Source organism: Bradyrhizobium oligotrophicum S58 (genome assembly GCF_000344805.1).
Taxonomy (GTDB): Bacteria; Pseudomonadota; Alphaproteobacteria; order Rhizobiales; family Xanthobacteraceae; genus Bradyrhizobium; species Bradyrhizobium oligotrophicum.
Genome location: NC_020453.1, coordinates 5,231,541 through 5,253,976, shown reverse-complemented (window position 1 = coordinate 5,253,976; position 22,436 = coordinate 5,231,541). Strand labels below are relative to the sequence as shown.

General features: G+C 65.5%; 22 protein-coding genes, 2 tRNA genes and 1 pseudogene. 17 read left to right on the top strand and 8 right to left on the bottom strand.

The features are described 5' to 3' along the window. Window positions 1-7: 7 nt before the first annotated feature. Window positions 8-691, bottom strand: coding sequence for a hypothetical protein (locus S58_RS22670; protein ID WP_015667702.1), 684 nt, complete (start codon window positions 689-691; stop codon window positions 8-10). A gap of 232 nt (window positions 692-923) precedes the next feature. Between S58_RS22670 and S58_RS22665 the strand changes: the two genes are divergently transcribed. Then, a complete protein-coding gene (locus tag S58_RS22665; protein WP_015667701.1) occupies window positions 924-2,519 on the top strand; it encodes a S10 family peptidase in 1,596 nt (531 codons plus the stop codon). A gap of 173 nt (window positions 2,520-2,692) precedes the next feature. On the opposite strand, the gene S58_RS22660 is transcribed toward S58_RS22665, so the two are convergent. Further along, window positions 2,693-4,081 carry a serine hydrolase domain-containing protein gene (locus S58_RS22660; RefSeq protein WP_015667700.1) on the bottom strand — a complete coding sequence of 463 codons (1,389 nt, stop codon included), beginning with the start codon at window positions 4,079-4,081 and terminating at the stop codon, window positions 2,693-2,695. A 305-nt stretch (window positions 4,082-4,386) separates the two neighbouring features. Next, window positions 4,387-4,932, bottom strand: a complete 546-nt coding sequence (locus S58_RS22655) for a tetratricopeptide repeat protein (protein WP_015667699.1) — start codon at window positions 4,930-4,932, stop codon at window positions 4,387-4,389. A 290-nt stretch (window positions 4,933-5,222) separates the two neighbouring features. On the opposite strand from S58_RS22655, the gene S58_RS22650 reads away from it, so the two are divergent. The 4 genes from S58_RS22650 to S58_RS22635 all read left to right on the top strand — a co-directional run bounded on the left by S58_RS22650 (window position 5,223) and on the right by S58_RS22635 (window position 7,704). Beyond that, window positions 5,223-5,597 carry a hypothetical protein gene (locus S58_RS22650; protein ID WP_015667698.1) on the top strand — a complete coding sequence of 125 codons (375 nt, stop codon included), beginning with the start codon at window positions 5,223-5,225 and terminating at the stop codon, window positions 5,595-5,597. Between the two features lie 158 nt (window positions 5,598-5,755). Next, window positions 5,756-6,202 (top strand): hypothetical protein, encoded by a 447-nt coding sequence (locus S58_RS22645; RefSeq protein WP_052351247.1) that lies wholly within the window; start codon window positions 5,756-5,758, stop codon window positions 6,200-6,202. 357 nt (window positions 6,203-6,559) lie between these two features. Beyond that, entirely contained in the window at window positions 6,560-7,273 is a 714-nt protein-coding gene (locus tag S58_RS22640) for an outer membrane protein (RefSeq protein ID WP_015667696.1), read from the top strand. A 191-nt stretch (window positions 7,274-7,464) separates the two neighbouring features. Then, window positions 7,465-7,704, top strand: coding sequence for a DUF6719 family protein (locus S58_RS22635; protein ID WP_015667695.1), 240 nt, complete (start codon window positions 7,465-7,467; stop codon window positions 7,702-7,704). Between the two features lie 319 nt (window positions 7,705-8,023). Here S58_RS22635 and S58_RS22630 read toward each other — a convergent pair whose 3' ends face one another. Beyond that, complete coding sequence (locus S58_RS22630) at window positions 8,024-8,272, bottom strand: hypothetical protein (protein WP_015667694.1); 249 nt, start codon at window positions 8,270-8,272, stop codon at window positions 8,024-8,026. 182 nt (window positions 8,273-8,454) lie between these two features. Between S58_RS22630 and S58_RS22625 the strand changes: the two genes are divergently transcribed. After that, a complete protein-coding gene (locus S58_RS22625; RefSeq protein ID WP_042340866.1) occupies window positions 8,455-8,562 on the top strand; it encodes a hypothetical protein in 108 nt (35 codons plus the stop codon). 54 nt (window positions 8,563-8,616) lie between these two features. On the opposite strand, the gene S58_RS22620 is transcribed toward S58_RS22625, so the two are convergent. Beyond that, on the bottom strand, window positions 8,617-9,117 hold the full coding sequence (locus S58_RS22620; RefSeq protein ID WP_015667693.1) for a flagellar biosynthesis protein FlhF: 501 nt from the start codon (window positions 9,115-9,117) through the stop codon (window positions 8,617-8,619). Between the two features lie 322 nt (window positions 9,118-9,439). Here S58_RS22620 and S58_RS22615 point away from each other — a divergent pair, with 322 nt between their 5' ends. The 3 genes and pseudogenes from S58_RS22615 to S58_RS22605 all read left to right on the top strand — a co-directional run bounded on the left by S58_RS22615 (window position 9,440) and on the right by S58_RS22605 (window position 11,635). Then, window positions 9,440-10,027: a TetR/AcrR family transcriptional regulator gene (locus S58_RS22615; protein WP_015667692.1), complete on the top strand. Its 588-nt coding sequence runs from the start codon at window positions 9,440-9,442 to the stop codon at window positions 10,025-10,027. Window positions 10,028-10,193: 166 nt separating this feature from the next. Then, a pseudogene (locus S58_RS22610) lies at window positions 10,194-10,855 on the top strand (DUF3313 domain-containing protein). 171 nt (window positions 10,856-11,026) lie between these two features. After that, a complete protein-coding gene (locus S58_RS22605) occupies window positions 11,027-11,635 on the top strand; it encodes a DUF2147 domain-containing protein (RefSeq protein WP_015667689.1) in 609 nt (202 codons plus the stop codon). Between the two features lie 63 nt (window positions 11,636-11,698). Here S58_RS22605 and S58_RS22600 read toward each other — a convergent pair. After that, window positions 11,699-11,773: transfer RNA gene (locus tag S58_RS22600), tRNA-Thr, on the bottom strand. 172 nt (window positions 11,774-11,945) lie between these two features. Next, complete coding sequence (locus S58_RS22595) at window positions 11,946-12,437, bottom strand: hypothetical protein (RefSeq protein WP_015667688.1); 492 nt, start codon at window positions 12,435-12,437, stop codon at window positions 11,946-11,948. A gap of 315 nt (window positions 12,438-12,752) precedes the next feature. On the opposite strand from S58_RS22595, the gene S58_RS22590 reads away from it, so the two are divergent. Next, on the top strand, window positions 12,753-13,217 hold the full coding sequence (locus tag S58_RS22590; RefSeq protein ID WP_015667687.1) for a hypothetical protein: 465 nt from the start codon (window positions 12,753-12,755) through the stop codon (window positions 13,215-13,217). A 53-nt stretch (window positions 13,218-13,270) separates the two neighbouring features. After that, the gene (locus tag S58_RS22585; protein WP_244440627.1) at window positions 13,271-13,747 is read left to right on the top strand and encodes a hypothetical protein; all 477 of its coding nucleotides are present in this window, start codon (window positions 13,271-13,273) and stop codon (window positions 13,745-13,747) included. A gap of 55 nt (window positions 13,748-13,802) precedes the next feature. On the opposite strand, the gene rlmB is transcribed toward S58_RS22585, so the two are convergent. After that, window positions 13,803-14,633 (bottom strand): 23S rRNA (guanosine(2251)-2'-O)-methyltransferase RlmB, encoded by an 831-nt coding sequence (gene rlmB / locus S58_RS22580; RefSeq protein WP_015667685.1) that lies wholly within the window; start codon window positions 14,631-14,633, stop codon window positions 13,803-13,805. 213 nt (window positions 14,634-14,846) lie between these two features. Here rlmB and S58_RS22575 point away from each other — a divergent pair. The 6 genes from S58_RS22575 to S58_RS22550 all read left to right on the top strand — a co-directional run bounded on the left by S58_RS22575 (window position 14,847) and on the right by S58_RS22550 (window position 22,404). Next, window positions 14,847-14,932 (top strand) — tRNA-Tyr (locus S58_RS22575). Between the two features lie 470 nt (window positions 14,933-15,402). Then, the gene (locus tag S58_RS22570) at window positions 15,403-16,977 is read left to right on the top strand and encodes a TolC family outer membrane protein (RefSeq protein ID WP_052351220.1); all 1,575 of its coding nucleotides are present in this window, start codon (window positions 15,403-15,405) and stop codon (window positions 16,975-16,977) included. Between the two features lie 265 nt (window positions 16,978-17,242). Beyond that, a complete protein-coding gene (locus tag S58_RS22565; RefSeq protein WP_042340863.1) occupies window positions 17,243-19,438 on the top strand; it encodes a type I secretion system permease/ATPase in 2,196 nt (731 codons plus the stop codon). Window position 19,439: 1 nt separating this feature from the next. Next, complete coding sequence (locus tag S58_RS22560; RefSeq protein ID WP_015667682.1) at window positions 19,440-20,774, top strand: HlyD family type I secretion periplasmic adaptor subunit; 1,335 nt, start codon at window positions 19,440-19,442, stop codon at window positions 20,772-20,774. A 221-nt stretch (window positions 20,775-20,995) separates the two neighbouring features. After that, complete coding sequence (locus S58_RS22555) at window positions 20,996-21,970, top strand: transglutaminase-like cysteine peptidase (protein ID WP_015667681.1); 975 nt, start codon at window positions 20,996-20,998, stop codon at window positions 21,968-21,970. Window positions 21,971-22,050: 80 nt separating this feature from the next. Next, a complete protein-coding gene (locus S58_RS22550; protein WP_015667680.1) occupies window positions 22,051-22,404 on the top strand; it encodes a hypothetical protein in 354 nt (117 codons plus the stop codon). Window positions 22,405-22,436 lie beyond the last annotated feature (32 nt).

The window sequence follows — 22,436 nt, the reverse complement described above, 5'->3', positions numbered from 1 at the left end:
TTCAGCTTCAGTTGAGCCGGATCAAGCGTCCGACCGCGGGGCCGGGGCCCGCTTTGGCCTGAGCGTCGACCTTGAACACGAGACGGGAGGCGCCGAAGCTCGCAACATAGGTGCCACCAGGCGTCAGCGGATGGCTGGTGCCGGCAAAATCGTAGAACCGTCCCTTGAACTGCCGGCCCGACAGCTCGACCTGCTGGCGTTCGCCGGGCTGGTCGAGCCGCTCGACGATCAGCGTGCCGCGTCCCCTGGCCTCGACGATCGGTGACGCCCCGTAGATGACGGCCTGCGCCACCGGCGCCGAGTCCGGCCCGAGGCTGCGCACGATCGTCGCCGCGACCTCGCTGGTCTCGCGTGTGGTGGCCTGGGCGTGGCTGGCGTCGCAATTGACGATGTCGCTCTTGAGCGTGGCGCCGTCGACCTTGCTTTCGCCGGGCCCCACCGTGACGCTGCCCGAGCCGCTGACGGTCTCGCGGCGGCACGATTTGAGGTAGCTCATGACCACGGCGCCGTCGGGTCCGAGCTTGATCACCTGGCCGGGCGCGACATAGTCCATCAGCTCGGCGCCGGCCACCTCGCCCTGGACGTCCTCGACCAGGGCAGCCGGCGGCCCGGCCCAGGCCGCCGACGGCCCAACGAGCGCCGGTGCGGCGAGCCCGGTCAGGGCTGCGACGATGAACGTCGGGAATTTCATGCTGTGCTCCGTGATCGCACCCGGCGGCGCGCCTTTTGTCCCATGGATTAGGACGTCGGACGGGATCGAGAGGTTCGAGCCCATAGCACAAACGGCGGGATCAGGCACGTCCCCGATGTGACGTGGATCACGGAAGAGTTGGTTGAGCTTGTGGGTGCGCCGCGGTTCATGCGCTACAGAAAGCGGGCTTTCGACCGGGCGCGTCGAGGCGCGGGGCAGAGGAGTTGAGTTGATGGCAGGTTTGAGGTCGTCCGCCGTGAGGCCGCGTCTGGTTGCGTTGCAGATGGCTTTGCAGGTTGGTGTCGTGGCGCTGACGGCGCTGGTCACAGGCCAGGCCGTGCGCGCCCAGGATGCGCCGGCGGCGCAGGAGCAGGGCGCCTCCTCTGCACCGCGCCCCGCCGCGGCCGGCGCTCGTGCCGCCAGTAATCCGTCGTCGTCATCGACGGCCGAGCAGCACAAGCTGCCGGCCGATTCCACCACGACCCACACGCTCGAGCTGCCCGGCCGCAAGCTGTCGTTCACCGCCACCGCCGGCTCGATCCGTCTGTTCGACGGCAAGGGCGAGCCGCAGGCCGACATCGCCTATACGTCGTATCAGCTCGACGGTACCGAGCACGGCAGCCGTCCGGTCACCTTCTTCTTCAACGGCGGGCCGGGCGCGTCGTCGGCCTATCTGCAGCTTGGCAATGCCGGGCCGTGGCGGATCGGAATCGATGCGGCCAGCGTGACGCCGTCGTCGCAGCCGGAGCTGATGCCCAACGCCGACACCTGGCTCGACTTCACCGATCTCGTCTTCGTCGATCCCGTCGGCACCGGCTACAGCCGCTTCGTCGCGTCCGGCGACGAGGTCCGCAAGCGGTTCTTCTCGGTCGACGGCGACGTGCGCGCGCTGTCGCTGGTGGTGCGGCGCTGGCTGGAGAAGCACGACCGGCTCGGGTCGCCGAAATTCATCACCGCCGAAAGCTATGGCGGCATTCGCGGGCCGAAGATCGTCAACAATCTGCAGCACGACCAGGGCATCGGCATCAGCGGGCTGATCCTGCTGTCGCCGCTGATGGATTTCCGCGACTATTCCGGCTCGAGCCTGATGCAATATGTCGCGAGCCTGCCGAGCTTCGCCGCCGTCGCGAAGCAGATGAAGGGGCCGGTGACACGCGCCGACCTCGCCGATGTCGAGCGTTACGCCAGCGGTGATTTCCTGCTCGATTTGGTGAAGGGCGAGGCCGATCGCGACGCCACCAACCGGATCGCCGACAAGGTCGCGAGCCTGACCGGGATCGACCAGGCGGTCAGCCGCAGGCTGGCCGGCCGCTTCGACGTCTCGGAGTTTCGCCGCGAGTTCGATCGCAAGAACGGCCGCATCACCGGCCGCTACGACGGCTCGGTGCTGGGCCTCGATCCCTATCCGGATGCGAGCCGTTCGCGCGGCTCCGATCCTTCCGGCGACGTGCTGACCGCGCCGCTCACCAGCGCCGCGGTCGAGCTGACGACGCGCAAGCTGAGCTGGCGTCCCGACGGCTCCTATGAGCTGCTGAGCGGGGCGGTGAACATGAACTGGGATTTCGGCCGCGGCATCAGCCCGCCGGAATCCACCGGTGAGCTCCGGCAGATCCTGGCGCTCGATCCCAAGCTCAAGCTCCTGGTCGGTCACGGCCTGTTCGATCTCGCCACGCCCTATTACGGCTCGAAGATCCTGCTCGACCAGCTGCCGGCCTTCGCCCGCCCGCCGCGGGTCAAGCTCGTCGTCTATCCCGGCGGCCACATGTTCTATTCCCGCGACGATGCGCGCAGAGCCTTTCGCGGCGAGGCCGAGGCGCTGATGAAGTAGCAGCTAGCCCGGATGCGCTCCCGTCTTTGCCCAGCGGGCGCCGGCGTCCGCTCATCCGGGCGACGCTCTCTCCACGTCATTGCGAGCGCAGCGAAGCAATCCAGAGTCCCGCCCACGACTCTGGATTGCTTCGCTGCGCTCGCAATGACGGAGCAAATGGAACGGCGGTGGGCTCAAACGTCCTTCTTGCGGCGGCCCTTCGGATATTTCCGCTCCATCTCGGCCTTCACGACGCGCTCCGGGCGGATGCGTGCGCCGCCGAGCCAGATCTCGCTGACGCCGGATTTGCCGCGCAGGCGCCTGACCGCCTCGCCGTGGCTGGCATAGCCCGTGGCCTGCACGATGCGGCCGGCGTCGCGCCCCGTCGGCTCGATGCGGGCGGCATCGATGAACGGGTTGATGAAGGCCGGATTGGCGACCATCACCTGCGCCGCGAACGGGACCAGATCGATCGCGCCCCACAGCGTCCACCAGCGCCCGGTCCAGTCGCGCGTCTTGCGGGACGGCGCGCCGTTGGTGGCGAAGGCCTGCAGGATGAACTTGACGCCGTTCGCCCATGCCGGCGCCCAGCCGTCGAGGGCGTTGGTCAGCACGGTGACCGTGATCTCGCGTGCGGGAATGACCGATGTGCGCGAGATGTAGCCCTGGAAGCCGCCGCCATGGCCAAACCAGTCGAAGCCGGCCGTCGTCCCGCTCATCAGCGCCAGCCCGTAATAGGCCTCCTCGATGTCTTGCGGCACCCGCCATTGCCTGCGGATCATTTCGCGCCGGCTCGCCACCGACAGCAGGCTCTTTTTGGCGTTCGGCGCCAGCTGGGCGAAGAAGCGGGCAGTGTCCGCGGCTGTCGCGACCACGCCGGCTGCGGCCATGATGGCGTTGGTCGGATTGTCACCGGGAATCACGACGCGGCGGCCAACCGGCACGGTGCGCGAGTGCCCGCGCGCGAACGGCAAGCCCTTGCCGAGCAGCGTCATGTCGGGCGCGGTCTCGCGCAGGCCAACCGCCTCGATGACCTCGCGCTGCAGCCAGGCGGGGTAGGGCTCTCCGGTGATCGCCTCGATAACGAGGCCGAGCAGGCCGTAGCCATGGTTGGAATATTTGAAGCGGCTGTTGGGATCGATCGCGGGCGGCAGCTTCAGCTCGGCGAGCAGTTCATCGTGGTCGAGATAGGCGCGGCCGTCGGTAAACTGGCCGGAGTCCTTCCCGTCGCGGATCAGGCCTGCCGTGTGCGACAGCAGCTGGCTGATGGTCGCCGCTGCGACCTCGGGGTGCAGGTCTTTGACATATTGCCCGACGGCGTCGTCGAGCTTCAGGCGCTTCTGCTCGCGCAGGCGCATGATGCCGGCGGCGGTGAAGGCCTTGGTGTGCGAGGCGATGCGAAAGCGATGCCGCGGCGTCAGCTTCTCGCCGCTGTCGAGATTGGCGTGGCCAAACGCGGCCTCCAGCACGATCTCGCCACGATGGGCGATCGCGATGATGCAGCCGGGCTGCTCGGAGACCGCGACCTGGAAGGCCAGCCAATCCTTGATGTAACCGAGGGCGGCGCCAAGCCAGGGCTCCACGAGGCAATCTCCCGTTCAGAGGCGCGATGAGAACGTTCGTGCGCCAGGAGCGCATCATGAGCGGAGGAACGGCGGCGGACAATAGCCGGTTGGGCAGAAGCGCAGCCGTGCAGGCGGCGAAGAGCCATCCCGTAGCCCGGATGAGCCCAAGCGACATCCGGGTTCACATGAGCTGCACGGGAGAACCCGGATGTCGCTGCGCTCATCCAGGCTACGAAGCTACGACGCAGAAATGGCGCAACCCTTTCGGGTTGCGCCATGCATCTGAGACAGACTTTTGAGATCGGACGTATCCGATCGCGTCCTCAGTAGACGAGGCCGGTGCCCGGCTGCTTCTCGAGCGCGTCGGCGAGCGACCGATATTCGGTGCTGTTGGTGCCGGCGAGCTGTGCCACCTTGTCGAGGTGATATTTGGCCTGTTCGCGGTTGCCCTGTTCGAGCTGCCACAGGCCGTAATACTGCCAGGTGCGCACGTGGTTCGGATCGTCCGCCAGGGCCTGCTCGTAGTACTGCTTCGAAGCCTGGTAGTTGCCGAGCTTGCGGTAGGAGTAGCCGATCAGATTGGCGACGTCGGCGACGTCCTCACGGTTCAGCGCCTTGAGCTGCTCGATCGCGGTGGCATAGTCGCCGCGGTCATAGATCGAGGTGTAGGCCGTGCGGTAGGCCGCGAGGAACTTCGGATCTTCGATGCTCGAGCTCTTGTCCTTCTTCTTCTTGCCCGAATCCGACGCCGGCGGCGACGAGGGCGTATCGCTTCCCGCGGCATAGGCCTTCGACAGAAGCAGCGGCCCGGAGGCCACGGCCATCGAGAACAGAGCCAGCGTGGCAATCCTGATCGCAGACTTTTTCATTCGTATCTCCCGAGTTGTCGATCCAACAGGTGACTGCATACGGAGAAGAACTTCCGCAGCTGCGAAATATTCCCGGTCGTTTGCGCGGATTTTGCGCCGCGATCGGTGCATTATACTGGCCACATGATGACAGGCCAGTCATCTCGATGACTATCCCTTCATGTCCATGAACTGAAAGCCCAGCTTTACTTCAGGGTGGGTTCAGTGCCGGTTCCCTATGGTCGTTTCCATGATCACGAGCCCATCCACTCTGGATGGTACCTCCAGATCTTCACATCACGGAGACGACCATGCTGAAGTCAATGTCTGTTGCGCTGCTCGCCGTGTCGATCCTGGCTGCGCCCGCGTTCGCCGCTGGTCCTGCAAAAACCGACACTTCCGCGAAGTCCAGCCAGACCACCGGGACCGCCAAGACCGATGCCGCGAAGACCGACGCCACCAAGACCGACGCCGCGAAGTCGGGCGGGACGCAGGCCGGCGACAAGGCCAACGAGATGAAGCCGACGGTCGGCAAGTCGAAGAGCAAGCCGCATGCTTCGCTGCTCCGCCACTCCCATCGGCACGTCGCGCATATCCGCCATCACAACAAGGTGAAGGTCTCGCAGGCGATCAGCCACAAGAAGGTGAGCTTCAAGCGCGTCACGCCGGCGACGCGCCGCGGGTAACGTCTCCGCAAGCCCGTATCAGCGATCGCCGACGCCCAAGGGGCGTCGGCATCGACGATTTGCTTCCGGACTTAATCCGGGCGACGCAGCGATTTCCATCGCCGGCCGCTTTCGGCTAGAAACCGGTGACGCGACGGGTATCGGACGAGGCGGGCGCCGTGGGCATGGGGACAACGAACTGGCGGCCGGCGGCGGTGATTCTGTTGCTGCTGTCAGGCTGTGCGAGCGGCGGTCCCGCGTCGTTCATGAGCGAGGACAATCGCGGGATCTCCTATACAGACGATCGCGGCGTCTCGAACCAGCCCTTTCCGGCGAACTACCGCACCGAGATCGTGTCCTATCTCCGGACCTACCTGAACAACCCTGTCGGGGTGCGTGACGGCGTCCTGGCGGAGCCGGTGCAGCGGACCGTCGGCGGCCGCCAGCGATATATCAGCTGTTTGCGCTATGCGGCGCGCGAGTCGGACGGCAGCTACCGGCCGGCGAAGGAGCGGGCGGCGGTCTATGTCGACGGCCGCTTCGATCGGCTGATCGAGGATGCCGGCGAGCTCTGCGCCGGGTCGAGCTATCAGGCCTTTCCCGAGCTCGCGGGCCTGACGCGGTAGCGCCTGCCCGCATGAGCAGGGCGCGCCATGCAGGACCGGTCCCGGTATCACCAGGCTCCCACGTCACGCGCTGATCACACGGCCATGCAGACCTGCCACGTCGTCGCAGCACCTTGCGGGGGCACGGCGGGCATCACAATTAGGAGACGGGTTCAAACGCTTTGCCGCCTTGGCGCGACCAAATGTCGGGCGAGACGCGCAGCTTCACGAAATATTCGGGAAGCCTATGGAACAAAAGGCCTTTGTTGCCCGCTGGTGACACGCGACGAGCAATCACAGCTGCGTCACAGCCACCGGGCAACCCAAATGCGGCCACGATGTTCGATAGATGTCGCAAATGAATAACGGGGACGTCCCATGAAACGCTTTTTTTTGAGTGCGGTGGCTTTGTCCGCTTTGGCTGTCCCGGCGTTTGCCGCCGACATGCCCGCGCGCACCTACACCAAGGCGCCGGCCTTCACGGCTCCGCAGGTCGTCTATAACTGGACCGGGTTCTATATCGGCGGCCATCTCGGCGGCGCCTTTGCCGGCAACAACAGCCTCGAAGGCAACAACGCCCGCTTCCTCGGCGGCGTGCAGGGCGGTTTCGACTACCAGTTCGCCCCGAACTGGGTGATGGGCGTCGAGGCCCAGTACAGCTGGATGGATCGCAACACCACCAATTTCGGCTTCCCGGGTGCAACGGTCGTGAGCTCCACCGGCGCCAACCAGCTCGGCTCGGTGACCGGCCGGCTCGGCTACACCTGGGGACCGGCGCTGCTCTACGCCAAGGGTGGTTATGCCTGGCGTGACGGCAATGGCCTCGGCGTGAACGTCGCCGGCGTGCCGGCCGGCTTCACGACCAGCGGCAACACCAAGGGCGGCTACACCGTCGGCGCCGGCCTCGAATACATGTTCGCGCCAAGCTGGTCGGCCAAGGCCGAGTACCAGTACTACAATTTCGGCAACACCACTTTCACGGGCGGCCCGGCACCGGTGGTGGGCAGCCGCTTCAACAGCGATGAGCACACGGTCAAGCTCGGCGTGAACTATCGCTTCGGCTGGGGTGGCCCGGTCGCCGGCAAGTACTGACCGGCTCCCGGCTGCGCCGGACGACAAATCGCCACACGCCCGCGCCCTCGCGCGGGCGTTTTGCTGTGGCGGCGTCGTGACGGGCCATGGTTTCGAGGTCGCTCACGCAGTGCAAAAAAATTTTCAAACCTTCGTGAAACTTTCGCCATCAGTGGCTATTATGAGTCCGCCGGTTTGATGGATCATCCCACATGCGTATCTTGTTGTCCGTGCTGTTGTTGTCGGCGGCCGTCGTGCCGTGCTCCGCCCAGACCGTCCTGAAGTCCGAACCGTTGATGCTGGCCCCCTACGAGGTCGCGCTGGTGCAAACCGCGTCCTGCCCGTCGGGGAAGGTGCTGAAGGTGACCGGCGCAATCCGCGGCGTCAGCCGCAAGCGCGCCTGTGTCGCCCTTCCGTCCGAAACCGCATCGCTGGCGACGGCGACGCCGTAGTCGCGGGCTTGGAGTCGCGGGCTTCTTGGCGATCACACGGCGGGCGGCTTTGGCTGCCCGCCGAATGCCATATCTGTCGCTTCAATAGAAGTTCACCCGAAGGGCCGTCAGCCATGCGCGGACGGCCCTCGGGTCTTGCTGGCGCTCTCCTCGGCCAGGCGCGTCCGCTCCGCGTCATTGCGACGGCAGCGAAAAATCCGAAAATTTTTGCTGCTGGGACAGTCTCGATCTCATTGCTGGGCTCGCGCACAACGATCCGCACGTGCGAATGGACGCCGCCGGATAGCGCTTGCGCTCGTCCGGCCGATATCCGGGTCGATCAGGACGCGAATGGAATGTTGAATTCCTGCTCGGCTTCGACGCGGTTCTGCCAGGGATCCTCCTCCGGCTCGGCGGCGCAGGGCCTGATCTCGTAGTCATTGTCGAGCTGCAGATGCCCGGCCGTGCGCCGAGCGTTGATCATCACGTCCACCACCAGTCCGCTTTGCCGCGCCAGCCGCCAGACGTCGGCTTCGGTTGGATAGGCCTTGCTCAGCTTGGCCTCGTTGCAGAACAGGGCATAGGGCATTCCAAGCAGCTCCAGAGAAGCGAAGGATGAACCGACGATGAACAGGGGTTGTAGCGAGACACGGGCGCGTTCGCGGCCGGAAAGCGGCCTTTTCGGCTCGCCGCGAGTCGTAAACGAGTCCTAAATTTTTGGAAAAAGAATCCGTGGGACTCCGGGGCTAGAATCGCCAGATGGTTAAGCCCATGGGAACCGATCTCCACATCTTTTGCGGGCGGATCCAGCTGACGCTCACCCTTGGGTTGCTGCTTGCCTTCGTGGCCAATGTGGCGCTGCTGTGTGCGTGGCTGTGAGGCCGGCGTGCCGGTTTTTCGAAGCTCGTTCCGTCTGTCACCGATGTGGTCCGCTCAATCCTCGGGAAGTCCGGTCCCTTCGGCAGAGGCCTTGAGGCGGGCCAGCTCCGAGCTGAAATATTCCTGGCGTTCCCGCGTGAAACGTTCCTGATGGGCGCGGAAGCGGGCCACGCGGGCGCGGATTTCCGCCTGCATGTCGCGCTGCAGATCCAGCTGCGAGGCGATGCTGGTGAAGCGCGCAGGCAGGGCAGGGCCCGGACGAGACGCTTCGGGAATGGCGGATGCCTGCTCTTTCATGATGGCGGGCTCGGGCGCGCGGGCAGGCATTTGCTGTGGAGGCTCGCTGTGCGGCGCGTCGGGGGCGGTGCCAGCGGCCACGACCGGCTCAGCCGACATGATCTCGCGCGGTGCGGCGGCCTGCCGGGGGGCGATCGGGATCCTGACCGGAACGGGGGGGAGCTCGAACTGGGAGAAGTCGGCAGGCTTGCCCGTGACCGACTGTACGAAGGCCATGGTCTGCGCGATCAGCGCATCACGCTCTTCCTTCCACGTCATGCCCGTCGTCCCCCAGACTGCCGCAATTGCAACAAAAGCCGGTCCCTAAATCAAGTTGGAACACCAGTGACTTCTGGGGATAAGCGCGAGTCCTGGTTGAGATGTGACAACATTGTTGCCACAGTCTGAACCGGATCCGTGCTCACACGCCGAGAGCGACGCCGTCAATTCGGTCTCGCGCAGATGGTTCCCAAGGATGTCGGGCTGCCGACTTTGCTCTGCTTGGCTTGACAGGGCAGGGGCGCTCTCGCCTAAGAGGGGACGGGCAGTCCCGCTTGTGGGATTTTTGCTGCTCGCTACCCCCGGCGCCCCGCAGTTTCCGATGGACAATCCCTCACGCTCCGAGCGGTCACGCAAGGCCGCGCTCACCGCCGCCCTCACCATCATCGGCCGCGATGGTCCGGGTCGGCTCACGCTCGATGCCATTGCCCGCGAAAGCGGCCTGAGCAAAGGCGGCCTGATGCACCAGTTTCCCAACAAGGAAGCGGTGCTCAAGGCTCTGCTTGAACAGCAGTTCACGCATTTCGACCAATTCGCCAGGAAATTCAGGGCTGAACTGGGCGAAGCGGTGAGTCAGCCCGAACTTGCCACCCAGATTGCGGCTTCGCGGGAGCTGATCGCGCAGCAGTACTCCGTGTCCCAGGCGATGCTGGGCGCGCTCGCCCAGGAGCCCGCTTTGCTGGAGGATGCCCGCGCCAAGGATGCCGAGCGGGTATTGGAGGTCCGGGCCGAAGCCCGCGACGCCGATCTCGCGGTGCTGCGCTGGGCCGCCGCCCGCGGTCTCGCGCTGATGACCATGCTGCGGGTCTCGCCGCTAGAGCAGCCGGACCTGGATCGCCTGTTCGCGCGACTGCTCGACGACAGCCAATGGACGGCATTCGAGCAGGCGGGAGCGCCTCGGGACGCTTGACAGGAGTTGGTTCGGGGCGGGTGACGACGTCGCGATCCCCTGGCCGTTGCTGTCGCGGCGCGCTCACCCCTTGACCGTGTGTTCATCACGCTACTTTACAAACCGTCCAGTCGGTTTTAATGATTGCTGATTGTGCTTCGCAGCAGCTTACACGGAGGAGAAGGAGATGACGGTTCGATCCCGGGCGTCCGGCTTTGCGGCAATTGCCGTGGCCGGCCTTTGCGGTGGCTGCAACACGGTGACGCCGGCGGCCTATTCCGAGGTGGCATCGACGCGCTATTTGGCCCCGAATGGATCCGATTCATCGGGGCGCGTGCCCTACCGCTACGCCGCATCTGCTGATTGGCGCAGCTATGACAAGGTCATGCTCGACCGGTGGTGATCTATCGTGGCCGCGATCATCAGTTCGGCGAGCTGTCCGAGCAGGACAAGGCGAAGCTTGCCGCCTACATGCGGTCGCGCTTCCTGGAGAGTCTGTCGGCGCGCTTCCAGGTCGTCAGCCAGCGGGGCCGGAACACCCTGCGCGTGCGCCTCACCTTGACCGGCGCCGTCACCAACACGCCGGTGCTCGGCACGGCCTCGCGCTTCGATCTCGCAGGCGCCGTCTATAATGGCGTGCAGAGCGCGCGTGACGGCGAGGGGCTGCTGACCGGCTCGGTGTTCTATGCCGCGGAGATCCTCGATGCCGCCAACGGACGGCTGCTGAACGCCTTCGTCAGCAAGCAATACCCCGCGCCCTACGACATCAAGGCCAGCGTCGGTGCGCTCGCAGCCGCGGAAGCGGGGATCGACAAGGGTGCGGACGCCCTGGTCGCACAGCTGCAGTGATGCGGACGAATGCTCCGATCACGCAGGTCGAGTCGCATCGCGGCACCTTCGCTTTCACAAATTGGCATCGAAGGCACCGGCACGGGCAGGAGCCGGAGAGCCGGTTTTGAACTTCGAACGCGCCGCGCGAGTGCGTGGCTCGAAGCCGTGGAGATAACGAGGTCCCTGGACATGACATTGAGATTCGTCCTTCGCGTCGGGCTGCGCATCGTCGTCAGCCTGTTGCTGTCGATGGCGGAAAGCCGTGGCCACGCCGCCCCGGTCAGCGATCCCGCGGGCACCTGGCTCACCGAAGACGGGCGCGCCCGGGTTCGCATCGAGCGTTGCGGCGGGATGCCCGATCGCATTTGCGGCTACATCGTCTGGATGAAGGAGACGGCGGACGCCAAGGGGCAGCCGTTCCGCGACCGGCTGCATCCCGATCCGGCCAGGCGCGCGCGCCTGCTGCTTGGCCACCAGATGCTGCTCGGGCTCAAATTGAATCCGGACGGCCGCTATGTGGGCGAGGTCTACAATGCCGAGGACGGCAAGACCTACAGCGTTTCGATCTGGCGCGAGGGACCGAAGATGCTGGCCGTCAAAGGCTGCCTGCTCGGGCTGTTCTGCGCCACCCAGGGCTGGGCGCAGGTGACGGACCTGGTGCCGGGCCAGCTCGTCGGTGCGACCGGCGAGGGCGGCGGACCGCTGCCGGATCCGGAATGGGCCGCGCCCAAGCCGCCGCCGACGGCCGGTGCCGCCAAGCCGCCCGCAGCGGGGACGATCAAGACCAAGGCGAATTGAGCAATGCCGCAACGGGTAGAGGCACAGCAATCGAGACACGAGGGATTGAAACGCGACGGTCGATGGTGCCGGCTGAGGGGATTGAACCCCCGACCTTCGGTTTACAAAACCGCTGCTCTACCGCTGAGCTAAGCCGGCGAATGCACCGTGAGTGGCGGCGGAGCGCGGCGAGGGGCTCCGAAGCGCGGTGTTCCTACCAGAGTTGATGCGGTCAGGCTACTGCCGTCACAGCTCTCGGCCGGCAACAATCCCGGTCGCAAAAGGGGCGGCCGTGAGGCCGCCCCTGTCGACGCAATCGAGGCGCGCAAGCCTACTGGCAGATGTGCATCAGGCCGTCGCTGCCCTTGAACATGGTGCCGGGGCGGCAGACCAGGCCGTTGCGGGTGGCGTAGCTGTTCCAGTCACCGTAATAGCCGTTCGGGCCGCGATCATAGCTCGGCTGGCCGTAGGAGGGTCCGGGACCGTAGGCATAGGCATCCGCGGTGCGGAACGGCGCGGTGGCGATGGCGCCGGCGGTTCCGATGGCTGCACCGGCGATGCCGGCAGCGGTGCCGACTGCTCCGGCGGCAACGTCGGCCGGCCAGAAGCCGCTGTTGCGGTTGCGGCGATCCCAGCCGTTATTGTTCCACCCGGCGTCGGTGCGCTGCTGCATCATCGCCCCGTCCTGGGTGCCCATGTGCCGATGCTGCATCATTCCTTCGTGCTGGTGGTTCATGTGCCGGTGGTGCATGTCGCGCGCCATGGCCGGGCCGGCCAGCGCCGTTGCGAGTACAGCAGCCCCGAGAATAGCAAATCGTGTCATGGAATACTCCGTCGTTGCGCCCCACCTGCTAAGTGCAAGCCGGCCGCGTCGTTCCCGCCGCGCCGGGAATGTTTTGGAACGACATGAGGCGCCAGCGCTCTTGCGAAGCCCGCGCGGCGGTGGAGGCCCGGCTTGCTCCGAGCATCCTTGCCGCCGCGATCGGCTGATCCATTAACCGTTCTCGCCGAAGCAGGCGGCGCCCATTAACCCGGGCGAATGGCCCATGCGTTAGCCTTACCGGCAGATTGAACCGCGCGCTTAACCCATGGCGGCGCGTGTTGCGGTATTGGTAGTTGGCAACCAGGGCGTGAATTCATGCGTTTTGCAACAGCTCTTGCGATTCTGATCGGGGCGGCTTCGCCTTCGCTCGCCAGCGAAGGCTTCGATATCGTGATCCCCCAGCGGCCCGGCGTCCCGGTCATCATCAACGGCATCGATGCGTCCTACGCCGTCGTCGAAGGCCAGACCAGTCTTGGCAAGGGCCCCTGGATGCAGCCCACGCTCTATGGCGGGCGGCCGGTCGAGCCGGAGCCCCACGTCGGTCACTATTATCCGACGCTCGGAGCGACGCCCGGCTATGGCCGGATGGAGATCGAGCCGCCGCCGGATCGCAAGCTGCCGAAGCCGGCCGAGAGCTATTCCCGCTCCTGGGGCGCCCAGTCCGAGATGCAGCCGGCCGAGCCGGCAGTGCCGATGTATCCGCCTGCCGTGATCCTCGCGCCACGGGAGGGCGGGAGCCCGCGCAACTATCCCAATCCGCCGCCGGCCTATCGCCGGTAGCGGCCATCCGTCGAAAGCCAAAACAAACAAAATCAAATGAACAGGAGAGAATGATGCGTCGAACGATGTCAGGACTTGTCGCCGCAGGAGCTGTCGCCATTGCCGGCCTGGCCATTGCAGGCAGCGCGCCCGCCATGGCCTGCGGCTATTCCTCATGTGCGCCGTGCGGCTATGCCAGCCCGTGTGCACCCACCGTCACCTATCAACCGACTTACACCTACCAGCCCGGCTATGGCTACGGATCGACCGGATGCGGCAGCTGCGGCGTACGCTATGAGCGTTTGGCCGAGCCGACGCGGCAGTACTACTACGTGAACCAGGGCCCGACCTACAGCGGTCCCGGCGCGTTCGCACCGTATCCAGTGTACCAGGAGAGCGCGATCCCGGTCTATCGCTATCACCATCGTCACCACGCCTATGAGGAGACCCGCATGGCTCCTGCGATGGAGTACGGCCATCCGCAGGGCGGCTATCGCTGGGGCGCCTCGTCCTACTATCACGGCCAGCGCGTGCTGCGCCGCTACTACTGATCGACCGGCCGAGCTCACCGCCACCGCCCGTGCGCATCATGCGCGCGGGCGTTTTCTATTTGTGCATCAGCCCGAGCCGGCTCGCGCCGATATAGAGCGCGAGCACGGCGGCGTTGGAGACGTTGAGGCTCTTGATCGCGCCGGGCATGTCGAGCCGCGCCACCACGCTGCACGTCTCCCGCGTCAATTGGCGCAGGCCCTTGCCCTCGGCGCCGAGCACGAGCGCCAGCGGCTCCTGCAGCGCCACCGCCGCGATGTCCTCAGCCCCGGCGCTGTCGAGGCCCACGGTCTGGAAGCCGCGCTCGTTGAGCCGGGTCAGCGCGCGGGCGAGGTTCTGCACGGTGATGATCGGCACCAGCTCCAGCGCGCCGGAGGCGGACTTGGCCAGCACGCCGGTCGCTTCCGGGCTGTGGCGCGCGGTGGTGACGATCGCCTTGACGTCGAACGCGGCGGCCGAGCGCAGGATGGCGCCGACATTGTGCGGGTCGGTGATCTGGTCGAGCACCAGGATCAGACCCTCGGCCGCCAAGGTGTCGATGTCGGGCGAGGGCAGGGGATCGGCCTCGGCGAGCAGGCCCTGGTGCACGGCGTCTGGGCCGAGCCGCTGATCGATCTGGCCGGGGCGTACGATCTCGGGCGCGACCCGCGTCTCGATCCGTTCGTCGGCGAGCCGGTGCGCGGCGTTCTCGGTGAGGTAAAGCTTGCGAATCCTGCGCTTCGGATTGGCGAGCGCCAGGGTCACGGTATGCCAGCCATAGAGAATGACCGGACCGTCCGAGTCGGACCCGCGCTCACGCCACGGCTGCGAGCGTTCGAATCCGCGCGGTTTGCCGGGAGATTTGCCACCCTGCCGGCGGAAAGGGGGCTTTCGGTCGCGTTCGCTCATGACACGAGCTTCTGTCACACGGTGCGGATTCTGGCAATTTCGCACCGCCGAGGCGGGAAAATTCGTCGCCCTTGGTTGACTTTACAGCTCCGGTTCGATCATAAGGGCCCCGGCCGCGCGCGCCCTCATCGGGCCCCGCGGTCTTACCGTCTCCATGGCGCTGATTGTCGCTCAACCGCTGTTCTGCGGCCGGCCGTTAGCTGCCATCGTTACGGGGGAGTGTCCCGAGTGGCAAAGGGAGCTGACTGTAAATCAGCCGCCTCATGGCTTCGCAGGTTCGAGTCCTGCCTCCCCCACCATCCTTTGCCTCTCCGTGCGCACCGCGAAACTCCGTAACTCAGCGATCGCCCCATCGAAGGCGTGCCCCGCATTGGGCTGTGCGTGCAGGCCATCCTAGACGCGGTTTGTCACCGGGGCCTGGGCGGCGCAGTCCTGAACGCATGATACGAGGGAAGCGGTCCCTGCCGCGGCGATCGTCCGAGCTGCGGTAGATGTCAAAAAATCATACAATATATTGAAACTAAACGGAAAATTCTGCTTCCTGAGATCTTTCTCGAAGCCATCTTATTAAACAATTAAATCAGCGGCGTTGGCCTTCGTCCATCGACGGCCGTGCCGACAGCAATATTCTGATACTCCTCAAAACCGGTCATTCCATTTTCCGGGAAATGTGGCGGAGAGTCGCCATTCTGCAACAACCGGTCGATTTTCAGCCGCACATGTGGCGACTCTCGTTGCGAGCTGATCGCGCGTTTGTTATCGGTTCCGTATGTTGAAGATCATATATACACCGATTTTGATATGTGTTGCGGGATTGAGCTTTAGCCCGGCTTTGGGCGCTGAGCCTTTCACGATCCAGGACGCCATCAACCAGGCGGTGAAGACCAATCCGGGTGTCGGCGAGGCAGCAGCCAATCGCCGCGCGACGGAAGCGGAGCTTCGCCAGTCCCAGGGAACGCTCCTGCCGCAGGTCCGGCTCGATGCCAGCGCCGGGCCTGAAATGCTTAAACAATATGTCTCGCCTGCGCCGGCCAATAACGGTCGCTACCTGCGCGGCCGAGAGGCCAGCGTGGTGGTCCGTCAATTGCTGTTCGACGGCTTTTCCTCGATCAATGAAGTGTGGCGTCAGGCCGCGCGCGTGGATGCAGCTGCATTCCGGGTGCTCGAGCGGACCGAGCTGATCGGCCTGGATGCCGCCGAGGGCTATGTCGACGTCGTGCGCTACACGAGGCTGGTCGCACTGGCCGAGAAGAACCTCAAGGTTCATCTCGAGCTGCGCAAGAATGTGCTGGCTCGTTTCCAGGGCGGCCGCGCCGGCGAAGGCGATACGCAGCAGGCGGAAGAACGCGTCGCTGCAGCCCAGGCCGTGCTCGAAGAATTCCGTCTCAGTCTGGAAGTGGCACGGGCGAAATATCGCAAGGTCGTCGGCGTCGAGCCGTACAATCTGCGCTTCCCGGGCCGGCTGTCGGACATGCCGCGAGACAAGGCGGAATCGCTCGACATCGCCTACAAGTTCAACCCGACGCTGCGCGCTGCCGCTGCCGACGTCACCGCCGCCAAGCGGGGCTTCGATGCCACCACCGGCACGTTCCTGCCGACGCTGTCCCTTGAAGGCCGTGCGACGACCGGCAAGGAGTCCATCACCTACACCAATCGCTACGACGAGGTGAGCGGCAAGGTCGTCGCGTCGTGGGACATCTTCAATGGCGGCCAGAACAGCTGGCGCCGCGAGGAAGCCGCGCAGCGGATGATCCAGGAGCAGCAGAAGCACGCGCGGCTGCAGCGCGATGCGCTGGAATCGATCGACAAGGCCTGGTCGGCCCGGATCATCACCGCCGATCGTGTCGCGGCTCTTGTCCGCGATGTCGAAGCCGCGCGCCGCACCTTCGTCGCCTACAACAAGGAGTATGAGCTCGGCCAGCGGACGCTGATCGACCTCCTCAACTCTCAGAACCAGTACTTCAATGCCAACGTGTCGCTGGTGTCGGCGCGCGGGGTCGTGGTGTTCGCTGACTATCAGCTGCTCGCCGCGATGGGGCAGATGCTCAACTATCTGAAGACCGGACATCCTCCGGAGACGGAGCCGGTCGACACGCCGAGCGGATTCATCGGCTACAGCCTGCCGCCCATTCGGCTGAGCGCGCCGTCGCCGGGGCCTGAGCCGCTGAACACCACGCGTCCGGTGCCTCTGTTCGGCTCCAATGACGGCCAGCCGAACCAGCCGGCGCCGATTACCTTCGGTGATCGTTGGGCCTCGAGCGATCCTGCTGATACGACGCTGTTCGTCGCGTCAGGAAAGTACGGCGGATTTTCAAAGGGCCCCACCGGGCCGGCGCCGAAATAGCTGGGACTAACGAAAGCCGGTGCATCTCGCGCCGGCTTTTCACCATACGCATTTACTTTGCGCATTTACTTTGCGCTGAGATTGTCAAGAAGCACCTGCAAAAACCTCGAAAAAGTCAGGTGTGGGCCAAAGAACTGGGCTAAAGCAAATTATTAGCAATACGCGATCGATGCAGGCCCGCATGGCTCGGCTGGCCAAATGGATTTTCGAGGAATCGTTGAATATTCGTCCGACCAGGTTCGAACTCGAAGAGGCGCCGCCCGTGATGTCGCCGGTGAGTCCAGCAGCACCGGCACCTGATCCGCTCAGCGACAGCCTGCTTTACCTTGCAGCTCATCATGGCCGTGCCCTGAGCCGGAGCGCGCTGCTGTCGGGCCTGCCGCTCGAAACCGGTGTCCTCAGCATCGGCCTTTATGAGCGTGCCGCGCAGCGGGCAGGGCTCGAGGCGCAACTGGTCGAACGGCCGCTCAGCGAAATCCCGGCGCTGGTGCTGCCTTGCGTGCTGATGTTTCACGACGGCACCACGCGCATCCTGCTGACGATCGACGAGGCGGCCGGCCGCGTCACCATCGTCGATCCCTCGCATCGTGAGGCGCCGGCGATCGAGCGCGTCGAGATGGTCGCCGCGCAATATGTCGGGTTCGCCTATCTGGTGCGGCCCGCGGCGATCGCCGATCCGCGCGTGATGGCCGCCAGCGAACTGCCGAAGACGCACTGGTTCTGGTCCGTAGTCAGCCGCTTCGGCGCCAATTACGGCCATGTCGCGATCGCCGCGTTCATCGTCAACATCCTGGCGCTGGCAGCGCCGTTGTTCACGATGAGCGTCTACGACCGGGTGATTCCGAACGGCGCGATCCCGTCGCTGGTTGCGCTCGGCGTCGGCCTGGCGCTGGCCATCGGCTTCGACTTCCTGCTCAAGGTCGTGCGCAGCCGCATCATCGACATGACCGGCAAGAAGATCGACGTGGTGCTCGCCGCCAACATCTTCGAGCATGTGATGGCGCTGAAGATGGACAAGCGGCCGCCCTCGGTCGGCATCCTCGCCAACCAGATGCGCGACTTCGATTCCGTGCGCGAGTTCTTCACCTCCGGCACCGTGGTGTCGGCGACCGACATGCTGTTCGCGGTCGTGTTCATCATCGTGCTGTTCATCATTGCCGGCCCGATCGCCTGGATTCCGCTGCTGATGCTGCCGGTGATGATCGGTGTCGGACTGTTCATCCAGCGGCCGCTCGACCGCGCGATGCGGCGGATGCAGGCGCAATCGGCGGCGCGCCACGGCATTCTGGTGGAATCGCTGAACGGGATGGAGACGGTCCGCGCGGTGGCGGGCGAGAGCCGGGTGCAGACGGTGTGGGAGCGCTCGGTGGCGGCGCAGGCGCGCTCCAGCGAGGACGTCCAGTTCTGGGCCTCGATGGCCATGACCGCGGCGAGCGTCGCCAGCCAGCTCTGCAGCCTGCTTCTGGTGACCGTCGGTGTGTTCCTGATCCTGGACGGCAAGCTCTCCGTCGGCGCGCTGGTCGCGGCCAACATGCTGTCCGGCCGCGTGCTCGGTCCGATCGCCGGCATCGCCGGCCTGATGACGCGCTTCACCCAGACGACGTCGGCGCTGCGCTCGATCGACCGGCTGATGTCGATGGACCGCGAGCGGCCGCCGGAAAAGATCTACGTCGCCCGCGAAATCAACCAGGGCCGCATCCAGTTCAAGAACGTCAGCTTCTCCTATCCGGGAAGCCAGACCAAGGCGCTCGACAACGTCTCGTTCGACATCAAGCCCGGCGAGAAGATCGGCATCATCGGTCGGGTCGGCTCCGGCAAGACCACGGTCGGGCGGCTCGCCACCGCGTTCTATCCGCCGACCGAAGGCAGCATCCTGATCGACGGCATCGACATCCAGCAATACGATCCCGCGGACTTGCGCGCCGGCATCGGCTTCGTGCTGCAGGATACCGACCTGTTCTACGGCAAGCTGCGCGACAACATCACGCTCGGGCGCCCTGCGGCGACCGACGAGGAGGTGCTGGAGGCGGCGAGGCTTGCCGGTGTCGAGACGTTCATCGCGGGCCATCCGCAGGGCTATGAGATGATGATCGCGGAAGGCGGCCGCAGCCTGTCGGGCGGGCAGAAGCAGGCGATCGGGCTTGCGCGGGTCCTGATCCGCAAGCCGCGCGTGCTGTTCCTCGACGAGCCGACCGCGCATTTCGACGTGCGCAGCGAAGGCGAATTCCTCGAGCGGCTGAAGGTCCTGGCCAAGGGCGACAAGACCGGCGAGATGTCGATCATCGTCTCGACCCACAGGCCTTCGCTGCTGTCGCTGGTCGATCGCATCCTGGTGTTCGACGCCGGCAAGATCGTCGCTGACGGTCCGACCGCGCAGATTCTCACCATGCTGCGTCCGCAGCAGCCCGCGGCGGCGCCGGCCGCGAGCCACGCCGTGAAGCCGGTCCAGGGGACGAGGTGACATGGCGCACAGTGATTTCGCGTTCTCCAACGACATCCGCGCGGCCGTCGAACTCCGTACGCCGAAGACGGCCCGGATGCTGCTGTTCGCCTCGCTCGGCCTGTTCTTCACCTTCCTGATCTGGGCGCATTTCGCCGTGCTCGACGAGGTCAAGCGCGGCAATGGCAAGGTCGTGCCGTCGCGACAGACCCAGGTGGTGCAGTCGCTGGAAGGCGGCATCATCGCCGATCTGCTGGTGCAGGAGGGCGCGATCGTCGACAAGGATCAGCCGCTGGCACGGATCGAGGACACCAATTTCGCCTCGCAGTTCGGCGAGATTCGTGAGCGCCGCGGCGCGATGGCGGCCCGCGTGATCCGGCTGGCGGCGGAGACCGAAGGCCGCAGCCCCGTCGTGTTTCCCGACGAGCTCGTCGCGGACGCGCCGCGCGCGGTGCAGAGCGAGCGCTCCGTGTTTGACGCCCATGCGCGCAAGCTCGCGCAGGACGTCGACGTGGTGCAGCAGCAGGAGCAGCAGAAGACCAAGGAGATCGACGAGCTCAGGGCCACCGAGAAGCGCTTCTCGGAGACGCTGGCGCTGCTCAATCGGGAATTGGGCCTGACCCGCAAGCTCTACGACCAGAAGGTGGTGCCCGAGATCGAGATGCTGCGCGCCGACCGCCAGGCCACCGACATGCGCGGCCAGCTTGCCGTCGTGCAGGCGAGCATCGTGAAGACCGAGGCGGCGGTGCAGGAGGCGCGCGCACGCCGGCTCAACATCGTCACGGCGTTCCGCGCCCAGGCCGAGGACGATCTCGCGAAATCCCGCGGCGATCTCGCCGTGCTCGACGAGAACATCAAATCGGCCCAGGACCGGGTGCGGCGCACCGAGCTGCGTTCGCCCGTGCGTGGCGTCGTCAACAGGCTCAACGTCACCACCATCGGCGCCGTGGTCGCCCCGGGCGCCAGCCTGATGGAGATCACCCCGCTCGACGACACGCTGCTGGTCGAAGGCCGCATCCGGCCGCAGGACATCGCCTTCATCCGTCCCAACCACGAGGCGGTGGTCAAGCTCAGCGCCTATGATTCATCGGTGTATGGCTCGTTGCACGGCCGCGTCGAGCGCATCAGCGCCGACACCATCACCGACGAGAAGGGCGACAAGAACGAACGGGGCGAGACGTTCTATCGCGTCACGGTGCGCACCGAGAAGAACTATCTCGGAACGGCGGAGCATCCGCTCCCGATCATTCCCGGCATGGTCGCAACCGTCGAGGTTCTGACCGGCAAGAAATCGGTGCTCGATTATCTCGTCAGGCCCGCGCGCATGCTGCGCGACGAGGCACTGCGCGAGCGCTGAATCGCTGCGCCGGCTACCAGCGTTACCAGATCCTGAATCGTTAAAATACGACGCGGTCCAGTCGGGTTCGATTAGTCGCGTCGGCAAACATGGCCGCCGCGATGACCGCTGTTTAACCGGCCCGAAGATGCCCCGGTCCTATCCCTGGTCCCATAACGACCGGGGCAGGGATCGACGCGATGATGTCGGCCGATGTCCCCGGAGCATACGGGGCGTCAGTCATGTTGCGGATCGATCGGCCGCGGGTTTTTCCGCGCGCGCTGGGGCTTGCGCTCGCGCTTGTCGCGGGGGTGGGCTGTATGGGGACGGCCTCCGCCGAGGCGCTGAGCCGGCAGGTCTCGCCAGATAGCAGCGGCCATGCGCAGGTCGCGCCACCCGTCCGCTTCTTCACCATCAACGCCGTGCTCGCCAAGCACGATGGATTGCGTCGCGCCGCCTCGGGGCCGGTCGAGCTCGCGTCCACCACGACGGAGTCGCGCACCGGCAGCGATGCGCCGCAGGGGCCCGCGGTCGCGACACCCAGCAACGAGCCGTTCGGCCTGATGACGTTCCGCGCGCCGGAAGGCGTGCTGTGGGTGAAATGGCGCGGCATCCAGGGCGCGATGGCCAGCGAGCGGGCGGCGATCGACCGTTGCAATGGAGATGACGCGCGCTGTTCCGCATCGGAGCGCATCTTCGTTGCACTCACGCGGTCGGCGGCATCGGCGAGCGACGCACGGGCGCGCGCCGAAATCGTCAATCGCAGCGTGAACCAGGCGGTGCGCTATGTCAGCGACGATCAGCAGCATGGCGTTGCCGATGTCTGGAGCTCGCCGCTGCAGACCTTGCGCACCGGGCTCGGCGATTGCGAGGACTACGCCATTGCCAAATACGCGCTGATGCTCGCGGCCGGAACGCCGGAAGCCGATCTGAAGCTGCTTCTGGTGCGCGATATGGCCGTGCGACAAGATCACGCGGTTCTGGCAGTCCGGCTCGACGGCAAGTGGCTCGTGCTCGACAACCGCCGGAGCACGCTGATGGAAGGCCGTGATCTGCAGTCGTTCATGCCGCTGTTTGCGATCGATCACCGCGGCGTCAGCCTGTTCGCGGCGCCCTATGCCGAACGTCGGCACCATGAAAGCGAGAGCGATCTGGCTCCGGCGGCCGAGGCTGGATTCGCCGGCAGCGGGGATCCCGGTCTGCCCTTGTTGCTCTGAATAGCGCGACTGAGCGGCTTGTCGTTGGTGTGATTTGCGGTCTTAATGCGCGCGGGAAACTGGCGAGCGGAGGGGCCGCGGTGAAAATCAAGCAACTGATGATGGTGGGGGTGACGCTGATGGCGTCGGCGATCGGCGGATTTGCCGGTCAGGCCAGGGCCCATGAGCTCATTCTGCCAGGCGCGGCGTTCTCGATTGCCTGCGACAATGGCGGCAGCTATGTGCTGCAGTCACGCCCCGTGCTCGCGCCCGGCGACATCGTCACGGCCAGGCTGTTCCTCAATCCGCGTCACGCGATTCCGGTCCGCCTGATCCCGATGGGCAATGGTTATCGCTATGCCGGCCGGGGTGTGTGGCTCGACGGCATCAATGACCAGGCTTTGTTGTACCTGAGCAAGTACCAGCCGATCCCCTGCGTCGTCAGCCGCATCTGACCGCTCCGGCATATTTCAGCCTTTCAGAAGAA